Source organism: Clostridium sp. Marseille-Q5894, from assembly GCF_946902305.1.
Lineage (GTDB): Bacteria > Bacillota_I > Bacilli_A > Erysipelotrichales > Coprobacillaceae > Thomasclavelia.
Genome location: NZ_CAMPPT010000010.1, coordinates 13,334 through 39,029, shown reverse-complemented (window position 1 = coordinate 39,029; position 25,696 = coordinate 13,334). Strand labels below are relative to the sequence as shown.

Annotated in this window: 26 protein-coding genes, 10 tRNA genes and 1 other RNA gene; 4 read left to right on the top strand and 33 right to left on the bottom strand. The window is 30.6% G+C overall.

All coding sequences use genetic code 11. The annotated features are described in order from the left end of the window. Nucleotides 1-127 precede the first annotated feature (127 nt). The 17 genes from OC535_RS13290 to OC535_RS13210 all read right to left on the bottom strand — a co-directional run bounded on the left by OC535_RS13290 (nt 128) and on the right by OC535_RS13210 (nt 14,173). Nucleotides 128-559, bottom strand: coding sequence for a restriction endonuclease (locus OC535_RS13290; protein ID WP_498824033.1), 432 nt, complete (start codon nt 557-559; stop codon nt 128-130). 582 nt (nt 560-1,141) lie between these two features. Further along, complete coding sequence (locus OC535_RS13285) at nt 1,142-1,681, bottom strand: serine acetyltransferase (protein WP_024721091.1); 540 nt, start codon at nt 1,679-1,681, stop codon at nt 1,142-1,144. A 48-nt stretch (nt 1,682-1,729) separates the two neighbouring features. After that, the gene (locus tag OC535_RS13280) at nt 1,730-1,966 is read right to left on the bottom strand and encodes an alpha/beta hydrolase (protein ID WP_498824047.1); all 237 of its coding nucleotides are present in this window, start codon (nt 1,964-1,966) and stop codon (nt 1,730-1,732) included. Between the two features lie 10 nt (nt 1,967-1,976). Next, complete coding sequence (locus tag OC535_RS13275; RefSeq protein WP_498824046.1) at nt 1,977-2,426, bottom strand: alpha/beta hydrolase fold domain-containing protein; 450 nt, start codon at nt 2,424-2,426, stop codon at nt 1,977-1,979. Between the two features lie 529 nt (nt 2,427-2,955). After that, nucleotides 2,956-3,642: a Fic family protein gene (locus OC535_RS13270; protein WP_498824031.1), complete on the bottom strand. Its 687-nt coding sequence runs from the start codon at nt 3,640-3,642 to the stop codon at nt 2,956-2,958. A 69-nt stretch (nt 3,643-3,711) separates the two neighbouring features. Then, nucleotides 3,712-4,064: a transfer-messenger RNA gene (gene ssrA, locus OC535_RS13265) on the bottom strand. Between the two features lie 3 nt (nt 4,065-4,067). After that, nucleotides 4,068-4,514, bottom strand: a complete 447-nt coding sequence (gene smpB / locus OC535_RS13260; protein ID WP_024721087.1) for an SsrA-binding protein SmpB — start codon at nt 4,512-4,514, stop codon at nt 4,068-4,070. 19 nt (nt 4,515-4,533) lie between these two features. Beyond that, nucleotides 4,534-6,792, bottom strand: coding sequence for a ribonuclease R (rnr, locus tag OC535_RS13255; protein ID WP_498824030.1), 2,259 nt, complete (start codon nt 6,790-6,792; stop codon nt 4,534-4,536). 49 nt (nt 6,793-6,841) lie between these two features. Then, nucleotides 6,842-7,072: a preprotein translocase subunit SecG gene (secG, locus tag OC535_RS13250; protein ID WP_024721085.1), complete on the bottom strand. Its 231-nt coding sequence runs from the start codon at nt 7,070-7,072 to the stop codon at nt 6,842-6,844. Nucleotides 7,073-7,170: 98 nt separating this feature from the next. Continuing rightward, nucleotides 7,171-7,650, bottom strand: a complete 480-nt coding sequence (locus OC535_RS13245) for a GNAT family N-acetyltransferase (protein ID WP_498824029.1) — start codon at nt 7,648-7,650, stop codon at nt 7,171-7,173. Beyond that, nucleotides 7,643-9,319: an MraY family glycosyltransferase gene (locus tag OC535_RS13240; protein WP_024721083.1), complete on the bottom strand. Its 1,677-nt coding sequence runs from the start codon at nt 9,317-9,319 to the stop codon at nt 7,643-7,645. Before OC535_RS13240 ends, OC535_RS13245 begins: the two co-directional genes overlap by 8 nt. A 154-nt stretch (nt 9,320-9,473) precedes the next feature. Beyond that, complete coding sequence (locus OC535_RS13235; protein ID WP_498824028.1) at nt 9,474-10,298, bottom strand: MerR family transcriptional regulator; 825 nt, start codon at nt 10,296-10,298, stop codon at nt 9,474-9,476. 224 nt (nt 10,299-10,522) lie between these two features. Further along, nucleotides 10,523-11,035, bottom strand: a complete 513-nt coding sequence (gene tnpA / locus OC535_RS13230; RefSeq protein WP_024722880.1) for an IS200/IS605 family transposase — start codon at nt 11,033-11,035, stop codon at nt 10,523-10,525. Nucleotides 11,036-11,245: 210 nt separating this feature from the next. Beyond that, nucleotides 11,246-12,235 carry a rod shape-determining protein gene (locus OC535_RS13225; protein WP_004609485.1) on the bottom strand — a complete coding sequence of 330 codons (990 nt, stop codon included), beginning with the start codon at nt 12,233-12,235 and terminating at the stop codon, nt 11,246-11,248. 114 nt (nt 12,236-12,349) lie between these two features. Further along, nucleotides 12,350-12,994 (bottom strand): M23 family metallopeptidase, encoded by a 645-nt coding sequence (locus OC535_RS13220; protein ID WP_227053273.1) that lies wholly within the window; start codon nt 12,992-12,994, stop codon nt 12,350-12,352. A gap of 44 nt (nt 12,995-13,038) precedes the next feature. Continuing rightward, nucleotides 13,039-13,929: a stage II sporulation protein D gene (gene spoIID / locus OC535_RS13215; RefSeq protein WP_227053272.1), complete on the bottom strand. Its 891-nt coding sequence runs from the start codon at nt 13,927-13,929 to the stop codon at nt 13,039-13,041. Between the two features lie 43 nt (nt 13,930-13,972). Beyond that, complete coding sequence (locus OC535_RS13210) at nt 13,973-14,173, bottom strand: DUF1146 domain-containing protein (RefSeq protein ID WP_024721080.1); 201 nt, start codon at nt 14,171-14,173, stop codon at nt 13,973-13,975. A gap of 226 nt (nt 14,174-14,399) precedes the next feature. On the opposite strand from OC535_RS13210, the gene OC535_RS13205 reads away from it, so the two are divergent. Continuing rightward, complete coding sequence (locus tag OC535_RS13205; protein WP_498824027.1) at nt 14,400-14,795, top strand: hypothetical protein; 396 nt, start codon at nt 14,400-14,402, stop codon at nt 14,793-14,795. Nucleotides 14,796-14,858: 63 nt separating this feature from the next. On the opposite strand, the gene OC535_RS13200 is transcribed toward OC535_RS13205, so the two are convergent. The 15 genes from OC535_RS13200 to OC535_RS13130 form a co-directional block, all read right to left on the bottom strand. After that, nucleotides 14,859-14,934, bottom strand: a tRNA-Glu gene (locus OC535_RS13200). 1 nt (nt 14,935) lies between these two features. After that, nucleotides 14,936-15,011: transfer RNA gene (locus OC535_RS13195), tRNA-Asn, on the bottom strand. A 2-nt stretch (nt 15,012-15,013) separates the two neighbouring features. Further along, nucleotides 15,014-15,087, bottom strand: a tRNA-Gly gene (locus OC535_RS13190). A 208-nt stretch (nt 15,088-15,295) separates the two neighbouring features. Next, on the bottom strand, nt 15,296-15,835 hold the full coding sequence (locus OC535_RS13185) for a hypothetical protein (protein WP_498824026.1): 540 nt from the start codon (nt 15,833-15,835) through the stop codon (nt 15,296-15,298). A 54-nt stretch (nt 15,836-15,889) separates the two neighbouring features. Then, nucleotides 15,890-16,588 carry a M15 family metallopeptidase gene (locus OC535_RS13180; RefSeq protein ID WP_498824025.1) on the bottom strand — a complete coding sequence of 233 codons (699 nt, stop codon included), beginning with the start codon at nt 16,586-16,588 and terminating at the stop codon, nt 15,890-15,892. 71 nt (nt 16,589-16,659) lie between these two features. Next, on the bottom strand, nt 16,660-17,328 hold the full coding sequence (locus tag OC535_RS13175; protein ID WP_227053268.1) for a hypothetical protein: 669 nt from the start codon (nt 17,326-17,328) through the stop codon (nt 16,660-16,662). Continuing rightward, the gene (locus OC535_RS13170) at nt 17,315-18,760 is read right to left on the bottom strand and encodes a sensor histidine kinase (RefSeq protein ID WP_227053267.1); all 1,446 of its coding nucleotides are present in this window, start codon (nt 18,758-18,760) and stop codon (nt 17,315-17,317) included. The genes OC535_RS13175 and OC535_RS13170 overlap by 14 nt, the downstream gene beginning before the upstream one ends. After that, complete coding sequence (locus OC535_RS13165; RefSeq protein WP_227053266.1) at nt 18,757-19,416, bottom strand: response regulator transcription factor; 660 nt, start codon at nt 19,414-19,416, stop codon at nt 18,757-18,759. The genes OC535_RS13170 and OC535_RS13165 overlap by 4 nt, the downstream gene beginning before the upstream one ends. Before the next feature lie 327 nt (nt 19,417-19,743). After that, nucleotides 19,744-19,817, bottom strand: a tRNA-Gly gene (locus tag OC535_RS13160). 5 nt (nt 19,818-19,822) lie between these two features. Then, nucleotides 19,823-19,911, bottom strand: a tRNA-Leu gene (locus tag OC535_RS13155). 13 nt (nt 19,912-19,924) lie between these two features. Further along, nucleotides 19,925-20,000, bottom strand: a tRNA-Lys gene (locus tag OC535_RS13150). A 4-nt stretch (nt 20,001-20,004) separates the two neighbouring features. Further along, a tRNA-Gln gene (locus OC535_RS13145) sits at nt 20,005-20,080 on the bottom strand. 6 nt (nt 20,081-20,086) lie between these two features. Continuing rightward, nucleotides 20,087-20,169, bottom strand: a tRNA-Tyr gene (locus OC535_RS13140). A 4-nt stretch (nt 20,170-20,173) separates the two neighbouring features. Beyond that, nucleotides 20,174-20,249: transfer RNA gene (locus OC535_RS13135), tRNA-Thr, on the bottom strand. A 13-nt stretch (nt 20,250-20,262) separates the two neighbouring features. Then, a tRNA-Val gene (locus OC535_RS13130) sits at nt 20,263-20,338 on the bottom strand. A gap of 277 nt (nt 20,339-20,615) precedes the next feature. On the opposite strand from OC535_RS13130, the gene OC535_RS13125 reads away from it, so the two are divergent. The 3 genes from OC535_RS13125 (at nt 20,616) to OC535_RS13115 (ending at nt 24,556) form a co-directional block, all read left to right on the top strand. Further along, entirely contained in the window at nt 20,616-22,667 is a 2,052-nt protein-coding gene (locus OC535_RS13125; protein ID WP_498824024.1) for an elongation factor G, read from the top strand. 254 nt (nt 22,668-22,921) lie between these two features. After that, nucleotides 22,922-23,920 (top strand): UDP-glucose 4-epimerase GalE, encoded by a 999-nt coding sequence (gene galE, locus OC535_RS13120; RefSeq protein ID WP_024721074.1) that lies wholly within the window; start codon nt 22,922-22,924, stop codon nt 23,918-23,920. Between the two features lie 216 nt (nt 23,921-24,136). Further along, a complete protein-coding gene (locus OC535_RS13115; RefSeq protein ID WP_024721073.1) occupies nt 24,137-24,556 on the top strand; it encodes a hypothetical protein in 420 nt (139 codons plus the stop codon). Nucleotides 24,557-24,576: 20 nt separating this feature from the next. On the opposite strand, the gene alr is transcribed toward OC535_RS13115, so the two are convergent. Beyond that, nucleotides 24,577-25,650, bottom strand: coding sequence for an alanine racemase (gene alr, locus OC535_RS13110; protein WP_498824023.1), 1,074 nt, complete (start codon nt 25,648-25,650; stop codon nt 24,577-24,579). Between the last annotated feature and the right edge of the window lie 46 nt (nt 25,651-25,696).

The window sequence follows — 25,696 nt, the reverse complement described above, 5'->3', positions numbered from 1 at the left end:
TACTCATATTGTAATTATTTATTCAATGCTAGAAATTATCAAACTTATGTATCGGTTTCACTAAGTCTTTCATAATTTCATTTATCACCCATAAATATATTTTAAAATCATATTTTTAATCTATGATTTAATTTTCTTTTTCCACTATCTTTGATTTTATATATTCTCCATCCCAAAGCAAAACCCTGTTCACTTGAGCCAATTCTTTTGCTTGTTTAGTAAATTTATTATTGGTTACTACAACAGATTTATCACAATTATAATAATGCCTTGCTGCACATACTTGTTGAACAGCTTCAATACCAACTGAATTTTGCCAATATTTGCATTGAATAGCATATCGAATTTCATCTTTTTCAGCAATAACATCTGCACCAAAATCATGGCTATCCCTAGTTAAGCTTGTAGAATAACCATATTTTCCAAGTAATTTAGCAATAAATTCTTCAAAATCCTTTCCAGTTAATAATTCGTTATATTCTTCATATAAAGTGTTATGATTATTAATATTATTAGTGTTGAATTGTATATTATCTTTGTATTTATTTTTATTCATCATTTTATGATACGCTCTTAAAAATGGATTTATTTTTTTGTCATCAATAAAATATAAAACTGTATAATATATAACCAAACATATATATACAAAAAAAATAAATGACGCTATTAAGCTAATTCCAAACACTATTAAAAAATAATAAATAATTTTATTCAAAGTTTAACAAAACATTTAAAAATAGTAAACATTATTTATAATACTAATAAAAAACAATATATTATATTTTAACAAGGCTATAAATTGAAAAAATATTCTTTTCATATTTAAATGTAATACATAAAAAATTGAAATTTATTAAATACTAATTAATTTATGCAATGAGTAAAAAGACCTAGAATATAGTCATTTTATTGATAAATTCCAGATCTTTTATATTTATTTGAAACGAAAATAATTGATTTTTTCGTGAATATACTAAGTTTGATGCATAGTTTTTGCATAAACGTGCATAATTATACCTAATTAGCATTACCCTAAATAAAATACATGATTACATTTTCATTATTATTTCAAGTTTTAATAACACGTAAACAAACTATTTTATCTAACAAGAAATAACATATTCCTATAAACTGGAATTTGTTATTTTTCTTTCATTTTGTCAAATTCAGCTACTCTTTGTTCATTAATTTTCACAATTTCTTCGCCAGAAATCATATTTTTATTAAATACCAAATCATAATCTGGATTTTTAGGCTTATATTGATTAACTCCATAAGCAATACTATTTTCTGGAATATCTTTTGTAATAATTGCTCCTGCCCCAATTACAGTATTTTTTCCTATGACAATAGGTCCTAATACTTTCGCTCCATCTGCAATTATAACGTTCTCATCAATAATTGGACTCCCCACATTTTCCCATTCATTATTTAGTTTGTTATATTTCATATTTGAGCCAATTGTAACATTTTGATAGATTGCTACATTCTTGCAAATTTTTGCAGCTACGATTGTACAACCTCTTGCATGATGAGCAAAAAGAACACTTTTATCCATATCTTGGCAATGAATTTCACATCCATAACGATATTCCAATAATTCTGATGCTTTTCGCTGTTTTTCTTTATCTTCTGAAAAACAATTTATCTTTAATAATTCTTCAAATGACATATTTTCCATTATTTTACCTCCTTCATCAACTTGATAAATTCTAATTTATTATTAATTTTATTCCATTGAATTTAATATTTCTATTCTTTTCCTTATCGCTGTATTCGTTATATCACATTTTTGTATATCATATCCATGCATTGTTTTTTTAGTTTCAGATAATGATACATCAACTCCACTATTTAATAATTTATTAGCAAATTCTATTCCCTCATCATGCAAACAATCAAATTCTGCTACTTCAATATATGTTGGTGGAATTTCACTTAAGCCTTGCCTTTCATTAGGAGAAATATATTCCCTATTACCTAAATAATATCTCCATTTTTTTATTTAATTTTGCATTCCACATCGGCGTATCAGTATATTTATTCATAGATAATGTCATCATTCTTTTATCTAATACAGGATAAATAAGCATTTGATAATATGGTTTTATTATATTTTCTTGGATCGTTTTTAAAGTAACGTCGACTGCTAAACATCCACCTGCCGAATCTCCTGCAACAATAATTTTATTTATATCAATTTTTAAATAATCAGCATTTTCTATAATCCATTTATATGCACTAAAACAATCATTCAAGGGAATTGGATATTTATATTTAGGTGCAAGGCGATAATCTATATAGATGACTTTGCAATGACACTTATCGGCAAATATTGAACAAAGATGATAATGACTAGCATATCCTTTAAAAACAAATCCTCCGCCATAAATATATAAAATCACTTTATCAGTTTTTATATTTATAGGATTGAAAATATATAAATCTATATTTTTTTATCATCCGTTTTTATTTTTTTCGTATGATTTTTACATCTCCACTACTTTTTAACAACTTTGGGGTTATACCCAATATTAAAGAAGACATGGGAAATATCAACTTATTAAATGGAGGTGAAAAATGGGCAAATAATCCAAAGTCTTTACTTATATTATATTTTTTCATAATTATCCTATCCCCATCAATTTCCATTTATCTTTCTTTGAACAATTTCATCATATCAATTAATAAATATATTGTTTTTACACAAATTTGCTTTATATATATGACAGCCAAACCACGCAAAGTATATATAAAAAAGCCCATTTATAGCCAATAACATCCTCCAAAATATGATGACATCCACGATAAATAGGTATTTTAAAGTTCGGTAAAATAATTGAAAAAACTTCGACAAATCAATTTTTTCAATAACATCAAAACCATGTATTAAATTTGGTGGAGCAAACAAACCTTATGTCGAACACCTCCACTTTGATAATAACAATATATATATTACATATTCTTAAATTCTTGAATTCTTTCTAATTCATATTGCATTAAATCTTTAATCATATAAACAAAAGATTCTTCGTCATAATTAGCAATATATTGAAAATAAGCATCTCTTTTATCAATAGGTATAACAATAGGTGGTAAATTATTTTTTAATAACTCATAATTGATTAATAATCTTCCTGTTCTCCCATTTCCATCTTCAAAAGGATGAATATGTTCAAATTCAATATGAAAATAAGCTATTTTCTTAAAAATATCTTCTTTACTTTGAATTGGGAAATGATTATAGTTATCAATAAAATACATCATCTTTATCGGCACTTCACTACTTTTAGGCGGAATTTCTTGCGCACCTCTTATCATGACATTGACTTTTCTATATCCTGAAGTATCTTTTATATTTTTATTAATTATCTCATTTAATTTAATAATATCCAAAGATATTAGATCCTTATTTAATATCATACTATTTAACATATAATTTAAAGCATACTTATGATTAATAGCTTCATATATTTCTCGAGGTTGTGCATTGATTTTAAAAGAATTATCATTAAAAATAATCGCATAAGTTTCTGCATATGAAAGAGTACTACCTTCTATCGAATTTGTGTGATAAGTACTTCTTGTAATAAAATCTTCAAAATAATTTTGATTTGTTTTTATAAAATCTAAATAATCCATATGACTACCTCATTCTCGTTTTATTTAAAACGCTTTTCATATAAATATAAAAAGCGTGTATCTTTTTAATGGTGGAGGTGAGGGGAATCGAACCCCTGTCCAAGCACAATCCCTCCAAAGCGTCTACAGTTTATCCCATTGAATAAATTTAATTAGGCTACAATCAATGGGCAATTTTCCACCTAACGAGCTTATTAAATTTTCGAAATATCTATCTAAGCTATAGATATCCTTATCCTATGGGTTTATGATACCAGCTATCTAGCTATAGGCACACTAAACAGTGGCAGCTTTCATGTCTATGTCGACTAAGCGAAAGCGTAATTAGTTTGTCTGTTTCCAGTTATTTTTTGGTGCATTTTACGAATGCCTTCGACTGCAGCTAAGGTCAGACATATACCTGTCGAACCCAGGACACCCCCAAATCAATAATTCTTTAAAGCTCTTTGAATTTCTCTTTTTGAATCTCTTTCTTTTAAATCTTGACGTTTATCATAAAGTTTTTTACCACGAGCAAGCCCGATTTCTAATTTAACTTTACTACCCGTATTAAAGTATAACTTAGTTGGTACAACTGTCAAGCCCCCTTCTTTTAATTTATTAGAGATTTTTAAAATCTCTTTTTTATGTAAAAGAAGTTTTCTAGTTCTTCTAGGCTCATGATTAAAGCGATTCCCATGGCTATAAGGAGAAATATGCATGTTTTCAACATAAGCTTCATTATCTTTGATCCGGACAAAAGCATCTTTTAAATTAACATTTCCTAAACGAACAGATTTTATTTCTGTTCCTTTTAGTTCAATTCCTGCTTCATATGTATCCAAAATAAAATAATCATGATATGCTTTTTTGTTGTTTGAAATGATCTTCATGCCTATTCCTCCTTCTTATTTAATGATGTTTACGTTTTTTACTTCGAGATTTATAAAAATCATTTCTTTTGTAGCGTGACTTTTCATGTCTTCTTTTATGTCTTGATTGACTTTTTTTCTTTTTATCATCTCGACGTGTATTCATTATAACAGTTTTTCTTGTCTTTTTGTTGGATTTCATGCCAACAATTTCAAAATCTATTGATTTATCTACTTTCGAAGCACTTATTACTCTTACTTTTACATGATCAGACATTTTAAACACTTTTCCCGTTCTTTGTCCAATATAACGAAGATTTTTTTCATCAAAGAAATAAAAATCATCAGTTAGATCACTAACATGAACTAAACCATCAATAGTATTATCAAGCTCAACAAAAAAACCAAAATTAGTAACTGAACTTATAATTCCCTCAAACTCTTCTCCTATGTGCTTTTCCATATATTCAGCAATCTTCATATCATCAACTTCACGTTCAATATCAATAGCCTCACGTTCTCGATTAGAACTTTGAAGAGCAATTTCCGGCATTATTTCCTGATAATGTCTAATCGTTTGATCATCCAGACGTTTTTCAAACAAATACTTTCTAATTAAACGATGCACGATCAAATCTGGATAACGTCTAATTGGTGATGTAAAGTGGGTATAAAACTCATCGGCTAACCCAAAATGTCCTAAACACTGTTCATCGTAACGCGCTTTTTGCATACAGCGTAACAATAGAGTTGAAATAATCGTATGTTCCGGCGTTTCTTTACTTGCTTCAATAATACTGCTTAATTCATTAGGATAAACATTTTCCAATGATCCTTTGATCGTATATCCCATAATTTTAGCTATTGTGCTAAATTGTTGCAGTTTTTTAGTTTTGGGCTGTTCATGGACCCGATAAATAAATGGCAGTTCTAACCATTTAAAATGCTCAGCAACTGTTTCATTTGCTAATAACATAAATTCTTCAATGATCCGATCACTAGCCCCGCGTTGTCTTAAAACCACATCTGTCGTTTCACCTTTACTATTTACAACAACTTTAGCTTCTTTAACATCAAAATCAATGGCTCCACGTTTAGCTTTTTTCTCTTGTAAAATCAAAGCCAGTTCCTGCATCAAGAAAAATAAATCTTTAACATGATCATATTGTAATTGTAATGCTTGATCACCATCTAATATCTTATTAACATTTGTATATGTCATTCTTTCCGTAGAATTAATTATTCCCGGCACGATTTCATGGTCGACAACTTCACCACGAGGATTAATTTCCATAAAACATGAAATTGTAAAACGATCGACACTAGGATTTAAAGAACAAATTCCATTTGAAAGCTTATGAGGTAACATCGGGATAACCCGATCAGCTAAATATATCGACGTTCCGCGGGCAAAAGCTTCCTTATCCAACGCAGTTCCTTCTTCTACATAATATGACACATCGGCAATATGGACTCCTAAATAATAATTGCCATTAGCTAATTTCTTTAGCGAAATAGCATCATCTAAATCTTTAGCATCATCACCATCAATCGTAACGATCGTTTCATTACGAAGGTCAATACGATTACTTTTATCAATCTCATCTAAAGTATCAGGAATGTTTTCTATTTGTTGATAAACTGCTTTATTAAATTCTACAGGCGTATCATGTTCATAAACAATCGATAAAATATCAATTCCTGGATCATTTTTATGACCGATTATTTTTACAACATCGCCTTTTAAAATTGGTTTATAAACTTTAATTTCAACTAATACTTTATGCCCTAAAACTGCACCATGTAAATGAGCATGATCAACAAAAATAGGTTTTTCAAACTTAGGATCATCTACATCTACATAATAATCCCGTTTACCTTTTTTTATTTCCCCAACTAATCTAGTTTGACCTCGTTTTATGACTCGAATCACTTTACCTTCCGGTCTTTCAAGATCAGTATATTTATTAATTTCTACTAATACAGTATCTCTATTAAAAGCATCCTTCAATGCATCTGGAGCAATAAAAATATCTTTTTCTTGATCATCAACAGCTACAAAACCATAACCTTTTTTGTTGATCGTAAGTGTCCCTAAAACCATTCCAAATTGATTTGGCAAATAGTAATGATTATATTTATTTCTTATTACTTTTCCCGCTTCTTCTAATTCGTTCATTATCTTAACTAATTTAACAAAATTTTCACTAGAAAAACAATCTAATCTTTTAGCTAACAAATCAATCGAGCGATCCATATAATCATCATCACTTAACAATGTTAAGATCTCATCTTTCATTGATCCACCTCCTTAAACAAAAATAAAAATAGGACCAATAGTCCTATTATTATGACATTCTAATAATAATGGCAATAATGAAGAATGCAATTGCTAGCCCTGTCGTAACTCTTGTCATTACCAAATCCGCTCCACGATCTTTTTGTTGAGCAAATAAGTTTGAACTTTGACCAGTTAAGGCATTAACAATCCCATCAGATTTACCACTCTGTAATAGACATAATATAATAAGTGCTATTGATATTATTACTAATAAGACATTTAAAATGGTGTCAAACATAATATACCTCCTAATTGATATTTTGATACATCGCTAAAACATAATAACATAATATTTTTAAAATTTCAATGATTTAGTCAATACTTTGACTAATAGTATTAAATTTTCATCTCTAATATCTCAACTTCTAAATTATTATACATAGAAACAGCAATTTTATTAAATCCTAAAGCTTTCCAAAATGCCATTCCTTTTTCATTGTTCTTTATACAAGCCAATTGCACTAAACAACATCTTTTTCGATATTTATCAATAAAATGTTCAATAATCATTTTACCAAATTTCTTTCTTTGATAATCTTCATCTACTAAAAACAAGCCAATCCAAAGACATTTATCATCATGTTTCATTGAAAAGCGATATCCTAACTGAAAATCTATCAAAGCAATCATCTTATCTTTAAAATACACTTTATAAATATAATGATTACTTTCATCAAAGCCTTCTGGAAGTTTCATATCATTTAAAAGATAATCTCTAGTTGGGATAACATTCTCTAATAAATAATATTGCTTTTGCTTCAAATGAAACTGACACAATTCATCATCAACCTCAAAAATTCGTTTATAATTAAGCATTGTCAACCCCCACAACATAAAAACGATCATTATCTAAAACCAAAACAATATTTGCACTATTTGACAACCCTTCAACCTCACGATTAAACTCTAAAGAAATAAGTACATTATAATACTCATTATCCTCCAATCCTTCAATAACAACTTTAGATGGCGAAAAAGAAATAATTTCATAATCCTCTACTTCTAATTTCGGATATTCTTCTTTATATGTATAAAAAGATTTCAACGCAAATGAATTAAACTCACTTTGTAATTTAGGATAAATATAATCCAATCCCCCAACCTGATTATCCTCTTTACCCTTCAAAGTAAAATAATCAACAGCAAAATACGCTGCAGCCAGCTGACATTCATCATTTAAAAGTTTACTTTGATAAGCTTTATCTAATCTTACATAAATATCATTCAGCAACTCACTAGATCCAGTTTTAAGATATGGTGTAACTCGCTGCTCTTTAATAATAGGTTTTTCTTGATTTAAATGAATATACGTTACACTACCACCAATAATTAATAACAAGCAGCTAATCATGACCAGCTGATCAATAACGGCTCTCTTTTTAGATCTTTTAGATCTATAGCGTTCCAATATCTTGATCTTTGGTAAATGATCACTCTGCACAAAAATATTAATTATAGTAAGCAAAGGTTTATATTTACGACTGACCATGTTTGTCATTTCTACAAACAATTCAAAAATAAGCATTAAAATAATAAACATAATCGTTCCTAAAGTTGGATCGTATAAATATATGTATGATGTTAACGAAAATAAGAATGTTACCCCATAAAGTACAATTACACTTTTACGATGTCCCAGCTTTAATTTAAACATTAAGTTATGATGCAAATGTGCTTTATCAGCCTCACTAAACTTTTTATGATGCACTTTTCTACGAATAATCGCAATTAAAGTATCCATGATTGGAACCATTAATACAACTATCGGAGCTCCCAATGTAAAAAAAGTAGAGACATTATAACCAAACCCCAGCAAAGAGATAACAGAGATCATAAAACCAATATACAAAGCACCACAATCTCCTAAAAAAACCTTAGCTGGATGAAAATTATAAAATAAAAATCCCATGATCGAACCTGCTAAAACTAATGAAAGTGATGCAATATCAGTTCTGCCACTAGTCAATGATGTCATTGATATAGTAAATAAAACAATGATTGAGATCCCTGATGATAAACCATCAAGACCATCGATTAAATTGATGGCATTGGTTATCCCAACGATCCATAAAACTGTAATCATTCCGGGAATTATCGGTACCCAGTTTTCAGGTACAAAATCAAAGCCTTTTAAATAAATATTTCCATATCCAATCACAATTAAAGCCGCAGCTAGTTCAACTATTAATTTAGTTTTTGGTGACAAATCATGAACATCATCCAAAAGCCCAACAAAAAAAACTAAAAATCCTGCAATTAAAATTGCATTTATTTGTGGATCAGTTTTTAAAAAAATAACCGCACCTATTAAAGAGCTGATATAAATTGCATAACCGCCAATACGTGGAACTTCGATTTTATGAACAGTTCGTTTATTTTTATGTGCTACGATTCCTAATTTTTTTCCCACCTTAATAACTATAGGAATTAACAAAGCAGAAATCATCATTGTAACAACAAAAGACATTATTAAACTAGGTTTCATCTTATCACTTCCTATCTCTTGTATATTATCAATTATTTTACCCTAAAATACAAGATAAATAAATCATTTAGTCTGATATTGTTGTTCAAGCATCTAAAAAAACGCTCCCGTCATTTAACAAGAGCGTCTTAAATAATCCAAATAAAAAATATTTTTATTGACCTTTTTTTACTGGGGAATATACTTCTGTTACAAGTTCACTTTCTTTTGAAACACACGAAGGGTCTGTTACATATACTTCAAAAAGTGCGTCTCGACATACATATCCCTCATCTTCCATCCATTTTCGATGTTTAGCATATATAGATGGTAAATTTGAATATGAACCCTGTAAAACTGTTTTCAAACATAATCCTGGACAAAATTCTCTAGTATCAATAGTTTTTTCTTTTACAGGAATTGCAAACTCGGTATCTAAACCAAGTGCCCCAAATTCTGCATCATGAAATAGTACCATCGGCGGGGCAAAAACATTTAAATTATTGGTTTGGATTCGCTTCAACAATTCGCCAAAATAACTACTATACGCTTCAACAAATTCATCTTCACGAACTATTTTACGAATCGAAATAAGATTCATCTCTGGTACTTCAACCAATTCGATATCAAAATCTTCTAAATACGACATAATTGACCTCCCTTGTTGTAAACATAGCATATCTTCATTTAATCTCTCTAAAATAGTATTAGATTTATCTATTTGTTCTTTAACTTCTTTTTTCTTTCTTGCAAGCGCTGCATAAAGCTTCTCGTTTTGTAATTTGCCTAAATTAAGAATTACTTTGATTTCTTCCAAAGAAAAATTATAAGATTTTAAACGTTCAATAAATAACATCGTTTCCAATTGATCAATAGAATAATATCTATAGCCATTTTCCGGACTGATCTTATCAGGCAAAAGCAACCCAATTTTTGCATAGTATCGAAGCGTTTTTGTTGAAACTTTGCATATATTTGAAAATTCACCAATAGTCAGCATAGTCATTCCTCCTTTCAAACATCTTTAACACTACTGTACACCTTGACCTAACGGTAAAGTCAATACGATTTTAAAATTATTTATTTTAAATAAAAACCACGCCTAAAAGACGTGGTTTTCTCTGAGGCTATAAGCCTTTGTTACTTGCTCGCGTCTCAAGGCGCTGCTTTCACTTCGCTCAAGCTATTGCTTTTGACTCTCGCTATCCCTCAAAGGGATTATTTTCATTTTTTTACTTTTTTCTTCTTAACTTCTTGTTTTTTCTTTTCTTCCTCTATTTCCTTATCCTCGAATGGATTTTGGTATTCCTTCACACTCAATTTGTCCATCGCAATATCATGTCGTTCCTGTTCCCTTATATACTTTGCGACTGTTGCATCATTCAATCCTACTGTACTCACATAATATCCTTCTGCCCAGAAATGTCTATTCCCATATTTATATTTTAAATTCGCATGTCTATCGAAAATCATTAATGCTGATTTTCCTTTCAAATATCCCATGAACTTTGATACACTTTCCTTTGGTGGAATCATTACTAACATATGTACATGATCAGACATTAAGTGCCCTTCGATTATTTCCACTCCTTTATATCTGCATAGCGTCCTTAAAATTTCACCTATATCTTTTCTTAGTTGATTATAAATCACTTTTCGTCTATACTTGGGTGTGAAGACGATGTGATATTTACACATCCACTTTGTATGTGCCAATGAATTTGCTTTTTGAGCCATACTTCTATCACCTTTCCTTTCATATATGATAGCTTGAACAACTTTAATATATATCGGAAAGGTGAATATTTGTATAACTTTTTTATCGCTCCACCCGCATAGCAGGTGGTTTTTTATTTCGCATACTTCGTATGCTCAACTGACTTAAGTCTATATATTCATACAAGTATGAATATTAAAAAAAAAAACATGAGATTTTCATCTCATGTATTATTTTACATAATGTGTATTTTCTAACATAACCCCACAACCATTAGCAACACAATTTAATGCATCATCAGCTACAAATACAGGTACTCCTAATTCATTTTCTAATAAACGATCAAGTCCGCTTAATAAAGCTCCGCCACCTGTTAAGAAAATTCCTCTAGATACAATATCAGCTGCTAATTCTGGTGGTGTTTGTTCTAGGACATGTTTTGTTTCTCTTACAATAGTTTGACAAGTCTCTCTTAGAGCCAATTCTGTTTCATCAGCAGTAATTGTAATTGTATGAGGTAATCCTGTTACTAAATCACGACCTCTTACTTCGAAGATTTCTTCACTGATTCCTTTGATTGCTGTACCAATTTGCATTTTAATTTGTTCAGCAGTACGATCACCAATCAATAATTTATATTTATCTTTTACAAATTTAATAATATCTTCATCCATAACATCACCAGCAATTTTAAGTGAACTACTAGTAACAATATCACCTAAAGACAATACCGCAATATCAGTAGTTCCACCACCAATATCAATTACCATGTTACCTGTAGGTTTTGAAATTTCTAATCCAGCTCCAACTGCTGCCACTTTAGGTTCTTCTTCAATGAAGACACGTTTAGCACCACATCTTTCAGCAACATCTTTAATTGCACTTTTTTCAATTGATGTAATATTTGATGGGCAACAAATTAGAATTGTTGGTCTTGAAAAAATTCCTTTTAAATTTAATTTATTAATAAAATGAGTAATTAAGATTTCAGTAATTCTAAAATCCGCAATAACTCCATCTTTTAAAGGACGAATCGCTTTTACTCTTCCAGGTGTTTTACCTAACATATCTTTAGCTTCTTGGCCAACAGCTAAAGGTTTTTTTGTTTCATCATCTATCGCTACTACAGAAGGTTCATTTACAACGATACCTTCACCCTTGACATAAATTAAAATATTTGCTGTACCTAAGTCGATACCTATTTCTTTTGATAATGCCATCATTAGTCCTCCTTATTTTTCTTAACTATTGTACCATGATTTTTGATATTTACAAGGTAAAAAACAAAATAAAACCAAATAGCAATAATTTTTTTATTATTGCCATTTGGTTGATTATACCGCTATTTTTGTGACTTCTTGATCAAAATAAGATTCTGGATTCAAAGCTTGATTATCTTTTTCTAAAATAAAGTGCAAGTGATTCTTTAATTCCGATTCATAAACATTTTCACCACTGACCCCAATTTTGTCACCTTGCTTAATAACCGTATCCTTTTCAACACTAACTTCACTCAATGACTGATATGTGGTACTAAAGCCATTTTCATTAGTTACAGTTACAATCCAACCAAGTAAAGCATCATTATCTTTTTTAGTTACCGTACCTGAACATGCCGCCTTAACTTCAAACGTCTTTCCATCTTTAGAAAAATCTACTCCCAAGTTAGGTCGATATACTCCTTCAAAATACACTAATGCTTTTTCTAATTCTGCATCACTTAAGGATGCATCATAAAATTTTTTTACAATCGTTACATCATCATCAACAGGTTTGATCAATTTCTCTGTTGCTACAGTTGGCTGATCTTCTTCGCTTTTATCTTCTTCTTTATTATCTTCTACTTTTACAACAGCAGTATCTTTAAACGGCTGATATTGATTCATAACCAGCTGAACTATCCCAACACCAGCTAAAAACAGCATTACTACCACACTAAATACTAAAACACGTCGATTACGTTTCATAAATAATTTCATTATTTCACCTCATTTGTAGTGTTTCCACTAAAATAAGGTTTATACTAATTATTTACAATTTCGATACCTGTATAATAATGATTCAAAATCTCTTTATAATTTGAGCCTTCTAAAGCCATTCCTTGAGCACCATACTGGCTCATTCCAACTCCATGGCCGCTTCCTTTAGTTGTAAAAACATAATTATTGTTGACATATTCAATCGTAAAACAGCTTGAAGACAGTCCCAATATTTCTCTGACCTGCCGACCACTGTAATTTTTACCATCAACACTTAAAGTAGCTACACGACCACTTTTTTTATATGCAATTATATTAAAATTCAAATCTTGACAATTAAATTTTTCTTTTAGTTCCTGTTTTGTAAATGTAGTTTGCCTTGTATTTTTAGGATCGATCGTTAAATCCCAATGACTATCAACACTTCTTAGATAAGGTAAGGGACTAGATTCAAAATAATCTTCTACATTTTCAGTATAGCCATTACTAGAAGAAAAAAATAACGCCGAAATATATTCGCCCTGATATTTCATTACTTCATTATCAGTTTCTTTAATTGCCTCACTAATTTTTTGGTGATACTCATTATACTTATCACCCCAATTTTTTTTCATCTCATCTTCACTTAAATAAACTTGACTATTAACAGTATTATCGACACTTAAATTTCGATTATAAACAAAAGTTCGACTAGCTACAACTTGTGCCTTCAATGCTTCCAATTCAAAATTAGCAGGCATTTCACCAGCAACAACACCTAAAAGATAGTCATCTAAATCCACATAATTAACATTGTCATCAATTGTTACTGCTACTTTTACAGCTTCCTCTTTTTTACCCTGAATCACTTCTTCTTTAACCTGATAATAATTCATTGATAAAAAAATGATTCCTACCAATACAACAATTCCTAATTTTACACTTATCTCTTTCATATAATTACCTCACATAATTATATGTACAGTTATTTAAAATATGTTAAAAATGAATTGTCGCAAACTCCAAAATAAAAGAACCCAATAAATATCCCAAAGCTAATGATGCAATCAAAAAGAACAAATAAAATTCACGTAATTTAGCTTTTCTAATTACATTATCAAAATTAAAACAACTTAGCCCCCACATCGAAAGCATGACCGAAATAACATATACAAAAGCTTTAATAATTTGATAAGACATTAATATCACCTCGACTATTATAAATTTAAATACTATTTTATCACTTAGTATATCATAGTTCTAGTCATTATACACTTTACTAATTTAGAGCTTAAGATCAATAACTAAAACTATAAACATTTTTTCATCAAAAATGCATAGACTGTATTAGATATAAAAAGCTTTGACTTCTTATAGTCAAAGCCAAACATCTACTTATATCGTAAAGAAAGGAACGTAAAATTATATGGATACTTCACTTATAGAAACTTTGATTTATAATCAGCTTTATCTTGCAGCTATATATGATTTGATCTTAACTATCGCTCCAGATGAAATCACAAAAATCAGACTTCACAATTTTTCAGCTGATTGCAAAAATAACGCTATTTATCTTGATCATTTTTACCAAGATATAAATACTACCAGTTTTTTTCCACTTCTTGAAAAGCCTGTGTTTCATGGTAATTTTCAAGAATCAATATTATGGCTATTAAACTATATCGAAAATTCATATCGAATGTTTCACATCAATTCTCATAACAGTAAATTTCCCAATAACCAAACTACATTATTAAAATATATAGCCGGAAATCTAATTAATCAAAGTATCGGTCTTATTCATATATCACTAACAAAATAATTATTAGTGATATTTTTTTATAAAATAAAAAATCCAGAAATTGATTCTGGACTAATTTACAATTGGTGACCTGTACGGGATTCGAACCCGTGAATGCATGCGTGAAAGGCATGTGAGTTAACCGTTTCTCCAACAGGCCATGGCGCTTGAAGTAGGACTCGAACCTACGACCGATCGGTTAACAGCCGATTGCTCTACCAACTGAGCTATTCAAGCAATGGAGCGGGTGATGGGAATCGAACCCACGTAGTCAGCTTGGAAGGCTGAAGTTCTACCATTGAACTACACCCGCATTTTCTTCTTAGCAGCACCCCTAACGACTACTGCTCGTCTATAATAACATTTAATATTAACTATTGCAAGTCTTTTTTTAATTTTTTTTACATTTTTTCTACAATTCAAAACATTAAAAGAAAAAACACTGATATAATGATACGATTCTTCTTAATAAACTGTATTTTTATACTATCTACTAATTTAGATCATATCATAATCGTGTTTTATTCATTTTCTTCTACTTGATCACCATTACTAGAAGGATTTTCATCTTCTGGTAAATCATCAGTTGATTCATTAGTCGATTCATCTGTTTTATTTTCATCAGAACTCTGATCATCATCTTTATTTACATCTTTTTTTGTTTCATCACTTTCTTTTGAATCACTATTTTCTCTTGAATTATTATTTTCTTTTTTTGTATTATCAAGCTGTTCTTGAAGATCATCTATTTGATTTTGTTGATCCTGATAATATTCATATGCAAAATATGCACCTACACAACCACCAGTAATAATTACTAAAATCAATAAAAATAATAATATCGTTGAAAAAACAGAACGTCCTTCTTTTTCTTTTTTTACTTTTGTTTTAGTCTTACGTTTTGTTTTGGTTACTTTCTTTTTCTTAGTTTTTTGACGACCTTTATTTGTCGCAGCATCTGTAGTAGCATCTTCTAAATCATCTTCATCTGTCGCTTTGGAATCTAATTCAAAATCAGTTGCATCTAAATCACTGTCATCAAACTCAAATCTCTTAGTCATTTTTTCACCTCACATATATAATATTATACACTGATGTGAATTTTATATAAACTTTTAACCATTTGACAAATTATTCAGATATTCCTCCAAACATACACCCTGCTCTGTGATCTTTTTTGCGTGTTCCTTTCCTACAAAACGATAATGCCATGGTTCATAACCAACTTTTGTCAAATCACTTTTATTTGATGGATAGCGTAAAATAAAACCATATCGCCAACAATTTTTAATCAGCCATTGTTGTTCAGCAGTTCTTTCCTGACTATCATCTAACCTTTGATTTTTCTTAGAAACCAAGTCAACTGCCAATCCCAACTGATGTTCACTTGTATTAGGCTTAGCTACCCACATACTAGCAGCCTCTTGAGCTTCGTTATAACCATAACCTTCCTTTAAATACTCTTTAACTTTATTTACAAAAAGTTCTTTTTGTTTATCATATGTACGATAAGATGAACATACTATTATGTTTAACCCCTGCTTTTTAGCATCATTCAGCATATTTTTCAATTCTTGATAAGCACGTTGATCAATTGATTGTTGATCATTTAAAGAAACCAAATCAACTTTCCAATCATCAGGAATTTTATTTTTATAATTAACCAGCGTTAACAACTCATCATTTATTATTTGTTTTTCTTCAATCGCCCTTGTTTTTAATACGTTATTTTTACTACTATTTTCTCTAATAAAATAATTAAAACCTATAATATATCCAATAATAACCACCAGACAAATCACTATTTTTTTCACATTCACACCTCCTTCTTAAATCATATAAAAAACTAACATAAAAACTGCCACATTTTTGAATCAAAACTGCATCAATTAATAATTCCGATATCAATTCTTTTTTTACTAGCCATAACCGTACAATATTTCATCATTTCCTCTTCAGACAATCCTAAATAGTTTATTCCATAATTAAGCAAAACATTTTCATCAAAAATACCAGTTGCTTCAAAATCAACTAAATTTTCACCATAATAACTACAGCGATAAATAGTACTATCATTTCCATCAAACCAAATGCTCAAACTACTCTTATCATCATAAAATCCCATCTGCATCACAACGACACAACTTTCAGGATCTGTCATTTCAGCATATGTTAATATTTCAATCGTATATTCTTTTTGATTATCATTAAAATTAAACTCTGGCAGTATCTTTAAATCCTGCAGTTCTTTTACTTCTTTTATCACACTTTCTTTTATCTTTTCAAACTCTTCTTTAGATTTAGTTTGTTGTTGACTTACAAGAACAAACTTTTGATTTTTATAATTATAATCATACAATAAAGCTATTTTTTCCTTCACACTCAACTTACTTGGATGTACCATCGAACTATCGTTATCTTCAACCTTATCTATTACCACACTCGCTAACATCCTTTCATCATTCCATTTAGCCAGCACGATCGGCATAAAAGCCACGATCACCAATAAAGCAATTGTAGTCAGTACTATCAAAAAAGTTTTAACTTTCTTCATGAATCTCACCGCCTTTAAATAAAACCGTCACCTTAGTACCTTGTCCTTTAATACTTTCAATCACAATTTCACCTTGGTGGATTTTAATAATCTGATCACATATCGCTAATCCTAAACCAGCGCCTCCCGCCTTACGAGAACGCGACTTATCTACCATATAAAACGCTTCTTTAATTTTATCAACTTCTTTATCCTCGATCCCACAACCATTATCTTCAATTATAATTTTATAACCATTATCATCTTTCACTCCCAAAAACTTAATTAACCCTTCATTTTCTATTGCTTTACGAGCATTATCTAGTAAATTTAAACAAACTGTCTTCAACAAATCCCGTTCACCAATGATTTCTCCATCTGCAACCATAACTTTAAAATCAACTTTTGAATTTTTCATCACCGGAGCAACAACCGCACTTATTTCTCCAAAAAAATCACTAGCATTAATTCTTTCAAAAACAAAATCCTGCTTTTTTAATACAATTAATTCCATTAATTTCATTGACATTTTTTCAAGTCTTTTACCTTCTTGAACAATTAAATCAGCATAACTTATGATCTGTTCCTCAGTATTTTTTTTACTTCTAAGCATGTCACCATAACCAATCATTGACGTTAATGGCGTTTTTAATTCATGCGCAAAATTTCCAACGAAAATTTCCTGACGCTTTAAAGCATCCTGCAATTCTTCCATCGATGTCATTAAGCGCTTCATCATTATATTAAAATCTCTCGTTAATTGCCCTATCTCATCATTACTACGAACCTTTATTTCATCACCCAAACCACCATCTGCCGTAATTTGTTTAGTCGCCTGTGATAATGTTTTAATTGGTTTTACCAGCCATCTTGTTACAATAAAAATCACTACCGTTCCAACTAAAAACAACAGTCCAATACTATATAAAAAACTTCGATACTGATCTTTTCTTCCCTCAAATAAAGATGAAATATCACGGCAATTTTCTAAATAAACATCACTATCTTCAATATCAAGTTTTCTTAACACATGAATTTTATATTTATTATCGTCTTCAACGATCTTATATCCTCGAGTTCCCGAGTCCACTTTTTTTATTAAACTAGAATCATTAGTAAAGCCTCCGTTTTGATATATCATCTGCCCCTCATTATTTCGCAAACAAAATGAGATCATCCCATTAAAACTTTGAATCGTTAATGTTGTTATAGATTCATGAATAATCTCAATCTTTTCCGCATCAGTAAAAGCACTTGCATTATAACCATTAAACGGCGATAATAATTCCCTTGTAAAAGATGAATATAAAATATTATTTTCCTGATACGCCATCTCCACTTCACGTCGCAGTGAAGAATTAAATCCTGATTCAATCAGCATATATCCACCCGCACTAAAACAAGAAACAACCATCAGCATAATTACTAAATACAATTTCCAAAAAAACTTCACTCGTCAACCTCCAAGCGATAACCTATTTTATACACCGAAACAATCTTATCTTCTAACCCAATTTTTTTACGTAACCGCTGAACATGTAAATCGACAGTACGACTATCACCACGATAATTTTCCTGCCAAATCAATTCATATATGCGATCTCTAAATAAAGCGATATTCTTATTTTGCAAAAAAAGCAGCAATAACTCATATTCTTTAACCGTTAAATTAATAACCTGATTCCCCTTCTTTACAATTCGAGACAGTGTATCCACACTAACATCATAAACCGATAAATAACGAGATACCTTATCAAATCTTCTCAGTACGGTTTCAACACGAGCTAAAAGTTCGATAATTTCAAACGGTTTAACGATATAGTCTTCAGCACCCATTTTGAGTCCTTTAACCCGATCTTTTACATCGGCTTTTGCAGTTAAAAAAATAACCGGAATATTTAAGGGATAAATATATTCCATCAATTCATATCCATCAATTTTTGGCAGCATAATATCTAACAATATCAAATCAAAAGATTCTTTTTCTATCAAATCCGCCCCTTGCAAACCATCATAAGCACATTTACATAAATATCCCGCATCACTTAAACTTATCCTAATCAATTCATTGATTGCTTTTTCATCTTCGATAATCAAAATTTTATTCATATGTATTCACCCCTCTAATCATACAACGTAATTGCATCATTTTTACATCAAAACATAACAATTTATAACAAAATCTTCTCCATTAAAAAAGATCATTTAATAAAGTTAATGTCAAGATCATATCAATATTTAAATTTAAAGCAAAATAAAAAGCATCTTTATTTTCAATAGCGAAACTATAGAACCTTAATTACTTTGATACTTTTATCTATAAATATTTTATTCTGCCTTCAATGAATGTAATGATATAACCCAACAAAAAATTATATTTAGTTATTAAAACAAAAAGAGTTTCTTTAAAAGAAACTCTAATTATCTTTCAAACTATGGAGCGGGTGATGGGAATCGAACCCACGTAGTCAGCTTGGAAGGCTGAAGTTCTACCATTGAACTACACCCGCGAGAATGGTGCCCAGGGCCGGAATCGAACCGGCACGGATTTTAAGGTCCGCAGGATTTTAAGTCCTGTGCGTCTACCAGTTTCGCCACCTGGGCAAATATTAAGAGATGGTGACCCGCAGGCGATTCGAACGCCTGACCCTCTGATTAAAAGTCAGATGCTCTACCGGCTGAGCTAGCGGGTCATCTTGGCTGGGGTACCTGGATTCGAACCAGGGAGATGACAGAGTCAAAGTCTGTTGCCTTACCGCTTGGCTATACCCCAATTAGATGGTGGAGGAGGGCGGATTCGAACCACCGAACCAAAGGAACTGAGTTACAGTCAGCCGCGTTTAGCCACTTCGCTACTCCTCCATCATGGTGCCGGCTAAAGGACTTGAACCCTCAACCTACTGATTACAAGTCAGTTGCTCTACCAGTTGAGCTAAGCCGGCTTATTTATTTTTATGGTGGAGGTTAACGGGCTCGAACCGCTGACCCTCTGCTTGTAAGGCAGATGCTCTCCCAACTGAGCTAAACCTCCATAAATGCTACCTCATTAATATATCATCATTTCAAACAAAGGTCAACACTTTTTTTGTTTTTCTACCCTTTATTTAATCTAATCGATATCTCATGATTTAGGCAAGATTTATAGTAACATAATTTTAGTTATTAATCAATATGAAAATTACTTTTTTCCTCATTATTTTCACATATTAATGTAAGCGTTATCTTTTATTATTAAATTAATCCTTTTTTCTACTCATATATGTTAAAATAAAATTAAGAAGTTCATTTAAAGAAAGGTGGTTATTTTAATGAGAACTTATCATGCAAATGAAATCGGTAATGTAGCTGTTTTAGGGCATTCTGGTTGTGGTAAAACAAGTATTGTTGAAGCTATGGCTTACCGAAGCGGTCTAATTAACCGTATTGGCAACGTTAATGATGGAAATACATTAAGTGATTATAGTATTGAAGAAATCAATCGTAAATCATCTGTCAATCTATCTGTTGTCCCTATCGAATGGAACAATTGCAAAATCAACTTAATCGATGTTCCTGGTATTTTTGACTTTACAGGCGAATGCGAATCTGCCTTGAGTGTATGTGAATCTGCTTTAATTGTTGTTCCATCATCTTCAGGTATCAACGCCGGAACTAAACAGGCTATGTATAAAGCCAAAGATAAAGCAAAAATCATTTATGTCAATGGATTAGATAACCCTAATAGTGATTATACAACTAAATTACAGCAATTAAAAGATACTTATGGTAAAGCTATTGCTCCTATTCAGGTTCCTATCATGAATAATAATAAAATGATCGGTTATGTTAATGTTGCAAAAATGGAAGGTCGTATTTTTGAAGGAACACAGACAAAACCGGTGGATATTCCCGAGGAATTATTGGATGAGATCCAGCCAATCAAAGATATGATCGATGAGGCAGTAGCAAATACTAGCGATGAATTATTAGAAAAATATATTAATGAAGAACCATTTACAAAAGAAGAAATTTCCTTAGCTTTACGAAAAGGTGTTATTGAAAAAACTTTGATTCCAGTCTTATGCGGAACTGATCAAATTGGAATTCAAATCATTTTAAATTCGATGGTAGCTTTCTTCAGCGCTGCTGGAGATATGACTAATTCTTTGATCGTTAATAATATTGATAAAAATGAAGAGGAAATTATTGGCTATGATGAAAGTTTACCTGCCAGCATCTTTATTTTCAAAACAGTTGCAGACCCTTTTGTTGGACGTACATCTTTATTTAAAGTTGTTACCGGAACTATATATAGCGGAACTTCTCTATATAATGTCAAAAGAAAAGAAGTTGAACGAATCGCTAAACTATACCAGCCTTGCGGTAAAGAATTAATTGAAGTTGACTGTTTACACGCTGGCGATATCGGAGTAGTAACAAAGCTAAATGCTTCAAAAACAAATGATACTTTATGTATTGCTGGATATCAAATCATCGTACCAGAAATAAAATTTTCAACACCTTACTATGGTAAAGCAATCGTTCCAATCGGTAAAAGCAACGAAGAAAAAATCACTAACGCTATCAATAAACTATTAGAGGAAGATCCGACTTTACAATTTAAATCAAATGCAGAAACTAAACAGCAGTGCATTTATGGTGTTGGTGACATTCATTTAGATATTTTATTAACAAAACTAAAAAACAAATTCAAAGTTGAAGCAACTCTTGAAGATATCAAGATTCCTTATCGCGAAACAATAAAAAAGAGCATTACCCAAAGAACAAGATTCAAAAAACAATCAGGTGGTCATGGTCAATTCGGTGAAGTTGAAATTACATTTGAACCTACTTATGACTATAGCAAAGCATATGTATTTGAAGAAAAAATATTTGGTGGTGCTGTTCCAAAATCATATCTCCCTGCTGTCGAAAAAGGATTGATCGAAAGTGTCAAAAGTGGTGTTTTAGCAGGATATCCAGTACTTGGAATCAAAGCTACTTTGATCGATGGTTCTTATCATAATGTCGACTCATCAGAAATGGCTTTTAAAACAGCTACTTCAATGTGTTTTAAAGAAGCTATTCCTAAAGCTAGTCCAGCATTACTTGAGCCATATATGAAAATGAAAGTTGTTGTTGACGAACAATATACAGGCGATATAATGAGTAATTTCAATACCAAACGAGCTCGTGTAATCGGTAGTGATGTCTTAGATGACGGTTTAATTAAAATCGTTGCTGAAGCGCCTATGAATGAAGTTATGAACTATGCTGTTGATTTACGTTCTATAACTCAAGGTCAAGGTATCTTTGAAATGGAATTTTTAGATTATGAGTTTGCCCCTGATAATATCACAAAAAGAATTATCAACAAATAAGATAACGAGAGATATTTAAATCTTTATTTCTCTCTTTATAAGGAAGATTTTAAATTATTGATCCATCAATAAAATAAATTCTTCCTTTTTATATTTCAACCGACCAATATTATATAATTACTTTATTAATTATTAAAATATTATCTTCAACCTTTCATTACCATTACCTATATTTTACACAAAATAAAAAATACTTTTCTTTAATTTAGTATCTAAAAGTGTTATTATAGAAGCATATATAGGAGGAAAAAATAATGAATGTACTTGTTTGTGGTGGAGCAGGCTATATTGGAAGTCATATTTGTGTTGAATTATTAAATGCTGATTACAATGTAATAGTAATTGATGATTTTTCTAATTCAAAACCTGAAGTTTTGGGATATATTAAAGAAATCACTGGAAAAGAAGTAAAATTCTATGAATTTAATATATTAGATGAAGCTAAAACTGAAGCAGTTTTTAAAGAAAATAAAATAGATGCGGTTATTCATTGTGCTGCGTTTAAAGCTGTTGGTGAATCAGTAGAAAAACCTATAGAGTATTATACAAACAATTTAACTACGACATTGATTGTCAGCAAGATGATGAAAAAATATCACGTTAATCAAATCGTCTTTTCATCAAGCGCTACAGTATATGGAGATCCCGAAGTTGTTCCAATAACTGAGGATTGCAAATTAGGAGACACTACTAATCCATATGGTACAAGTAAAGCAATGATGGAAAGAATATTAACAGATGTACAACATGCTTGTCCTGAAATGTCAGTAACTTTATTACGTTACTTTAACCCTATCGGAGCTCATGAATCAGGATTAATTGGTGAAGATCCTAAAGGTATTCCAAACAATTTAATGCCTTATATCATGAAAGTAGCAACAGGTGAACTAGAATGTCTTGGTGTTTTCGGTGATGATTACGATACTCCTGACGGTACAGGTGTTCGTGATTATATTCATGTAGTAGACTTAGCCAAAGGACATGTTAAAGCGATTGAACGTTATCGTAAACCAGGCGTTCATATTTGTAATCTTGGTACCGGAACTGGTTATAGTGTACTTGATTTAGTAAAAACATTTGAAAAAGTAAACAATGTAAAAGTAAATTATAAAATAAAAGATCGTCGTCCTGGAGATATTGCAATTTGTTATGCCGACCCTTCTCGAGCTAAAGAAGAATTAGACTGGGTGGCTACAAAAGGAATTGAAGATATGTGCCGCGATACTTGGAACTATGCTTTAAAACATAAATAATTTACTAACAAAACATACCAGAAGCAAAATATTGCTTCTGGTTTTTATTTTTATATAACGTTTTAAACAAAACACAAAAATAAAAAGCATTTTTTTAGTATTTTTAACACGATCAACAATAAAAAAGATTATGTGATTAATCGATATCCTTTTTTAAATATTGTTTTTAGACAATTTTTTTGGTATTATATAAAAGTACTGTTATGGAGGCTAATCATGGAAAAAGTAAAAAAATTATGGAAAGAAATTAGCATCTTTGGAATTGTAATCGTAGTTTTTCTTGGGTTATTCGTTTATCGAAAAATTACTCACGTTGAATTTACAACAATCACTCAAAGTGCACTTGTAGAAAAAGTAGAAGATAAAGATAGTTTTGTAGTAGTAATCGGGAATAATAGCGATAGTGCAACATTATCTTATCAAGATACAATGACTACATATTTAGAAAAACACCGTGGTAAATCTTTATACTATGTTGATATCTCTAGCGATAGTGATTACACTACCTGGTTAGAAGAAAAGCTTGACATCACAGATGGAACAGTGCCTCAAACAATAGTATATAAAGATGGCAAGGTATCTAAAAATAAAACAGGAGCATTATCATATTATCGACTTGCTCAATTATTTAAATAAAAATCAGCTAATGCTGATTTTTATTTTATATATAAACGTTCTACTCTTTTTGATATTAAACAAATTATTTCATAAGGGATCGTTTCCAAATCTTTAGCCATACTAGCGAGACTAATATGTTCCCCAAAAATTTCAACTTTATCTCCCGCTTTTACCCTTTCATCAACTCTTACCATTGTCTGATCCATACATACTCTTCCTACGATCTCAAAATAAGAATCATTGATATAAACTTTTCGTCCCTGATTTTTTCTAATTAATCCATCAGCATAACCAATTGGCAAAGTAGCAATAAATTCATCCTGTTTAGCAGTATAAGTTAAACCATAACCAATTCGTTCACCAGCTTTGACTTTTTTTACCATTGAAACTTTTGAAAACAAAGACATCACTTGTTTATATTCATTTGATTCATCTCCAGCAGGATCAACTCCATACATCACGATTCCAATTCTTCCTAAATTAGAACCATTATCTTGATGATATATCATTGCCGCACTATTACAACAATGTATATACTTAAATTCAGTTAGATCGATCAAATCATAAAACATTTCCTGCTGCTGTTTGAAAGCCTCCATTTCCCCATCAGCTGTAGCATAATGAGTAAAAATCCCTTCTAAAATAAATTTATCATGATCGATCGTTTTCAACAACTCATCTAACTCATCTTTGCTTGTCAAACCAATACGATGCATTCCGGTATCTAACTTAACATGAATCTTTAACGGCTGATTATCAATCAATGTTTGTAAATGATGCATGTAATCTAAAGAAATCATTGTTAAAGAAATATCATAACTAATTGCTAATTCAATTTCTTCTTTAGTAGTCGGAACAGCACCCAATATCAAAATTCCTTTTTTTATCCCTAATTCGCGAAGTTCAATCGCTTCTGGTAATGTCGCTACAGCAAACATTTCAATATAATCAATATCCTTTATATAACTAGCAACTTCCTTATATCCATGACCATAAGCATCCGCCTTGATTACAGCCATTAAAGGACGTTTAAACTTTTTATAAGTCAGCTCTATATTTTCTTTTAAGTACTTTAAATTAATAACAGCATATGTATCACGATGTAAACTCATACAAACCCTCCATACTGTCTTAGTATAATCCAAACATTATAATATT

What these genes read in the sequence shown, in the direction of transcription:
- OC535_RS13165 (WP_227053266.1), bottom strand. Translation starts at nt 19,416, where the DNA reads ATGAATAAAATTTTGATTATCGAAGATGAAAAAGCAATCAATGAATTG.
- OC535_RS13185 (WP_498824026.1), bottom strand. Translation starts at nt 15,835, where the DNA reads ATGACTAAGAGATTTGAGTTTGATGACAGTGATTTAGATGCAACTGAT.
- OC535_RS13175 (WP_227053268.1), bottom strand. Translation starts at nt 17,328, where the DNA reads ATGAAGAAAGTTAAAACTTTTTTGATAGTACTGACTACAATTGCTTTA.
- OC535_RS13225 (WP_004609485.1), bottom strand. Translation starts at nt 12,235, where the DNA reads ATGGCATTATCAAAAGAAATAGGTATCGACTTAGGTACAGCAAATATT.
- spoIID (WP_227053272.1), bottom strand. Translation starts at nt 13,929, where the DNA reads ATGAAAGAGATAAGTGTAAAATTAGGAATTGTTGTATTGGTAGGAATC.
- tnpA (WP_024722880.1), bottom strand. Translation starts at nt 11,035, where the DNA reads ATGGCTCAAAAAGCAAATTCATTGGCACATACAAAGTGGATGTGTAAA.
- OC535_RS13240 (WP_024721083.1), bottom strand. Translation starts at nt 9,319, where the DNA reads ATGAAACCTAGTTTAATAATGTCTTTTGTTGTTACAATGATGATTTCT.
- alr (WP_498824023.1), bottom strand. Translation starts at nt 25,650, where the DNA reads ATGAGTTTACATCGTGATACATATGCTGTTATTAATTTAAAGTACTTA.
- rnr (WP_498824030.1), bottom strand. Translation starts at nt 6,792, where the DNA reads ATGAAAGATGAGATCTTAACATTGTTAAGTGATGATGATTATATGGAT.
- OC535_RS13220 (WP_227053273.1), bottom strand. Translation starts at nt 12,994, where the DNA reads ATGAAATTATTTATGAAACGTAATCGACGTGTTTTAGTATTTAGTGTG.
- OC535_RS13205 (WP_498824027.1), top strand. Translation starts at nt 14,400, where the DNA reads ATGGATACTTCACTTATAGAAACTTTGATTTATAATCAGCTTTATCTT.
- galE (WP_024721074.1), top strand. Translation starts at nt 22,922, where the DNA reads ATGAATGTACTTGTTTGTGGTGGAGCAGGCTATATTGGAAGTCATATT.
- OC535_RS13245 (WP_498824029.1), bottom strand. Translation starts at nt 7,650, where the DNA reads ATGCTTAATTATAAACGAATTTTTGAGGTTGATGATGAATTGTGTCAG.
- OC535_RS13235 (WP_498824028.1), bottom strand. Translation starts at nt 10,298, where the DNA reads ATGCTGACTATTGGTGAATTTTCAAATATATGCAAAGTTTCAACAAAA.
- OC535_RS13285 (WP_024721091.1), bottom strand. Translation starts at nt 1,681, where the DNA reads ATGGAAAATATGTCATTTGAAGAATTATTAAAGATAAATTGTTTTTCA.
- secG (WP_024721085.1), bottom strand. Translation starts at nt 7,072, where the DNA reads ATGTTTGACACCATTTTAAATGTCTTATTAGTAATAATATCAATAGCA.
- OC535_RS13290 (WP_498824033.1), bottom strand. Translation starts at nt 559, where the DNA reads ATGATGAATAAAAATAAATACAAAGATAATATACAATTCAACACTAAT.
- OC535_RS13115 (WP_024721073.1), top strand. Translation starts at nt 24,137, where the DNA reads ATGGAAAAAGTAAAAAAATTATGGAAAGAAATTAGCATCTTTGGAATT.
- OC535_RS13125 (WP_498824024.1), top strand. Translation starts at nt 20,616, where the DNA reads ATGAGAACTTATCATGCAAATGAAATCGGTAATGTAGCTGTTTTAGGG.
- OC535_RS13210 (WP_024721080.1), bottom strand. Translation starts at nt 14,173, where the DNA reads ATGTCTTATCAAATTATTAAAGCTTTTGTATATGTTATTTCGGTCATG.
- smpB (WP_024721087.1), bottom strand. Translation starts at nt 4,514, where the DNA reads ATGAAGATCATTTCAAACAACAAAAAAGCATATCATGATTATTTTATT.
- OC535_RS13270 (WP_498824031.1), bottom strand. Translation starts at nt 3,642, where the DNA reads ATGGATTATTTAGATTTTATAAAAACAAATCAAAATTATTTTGAAGAT.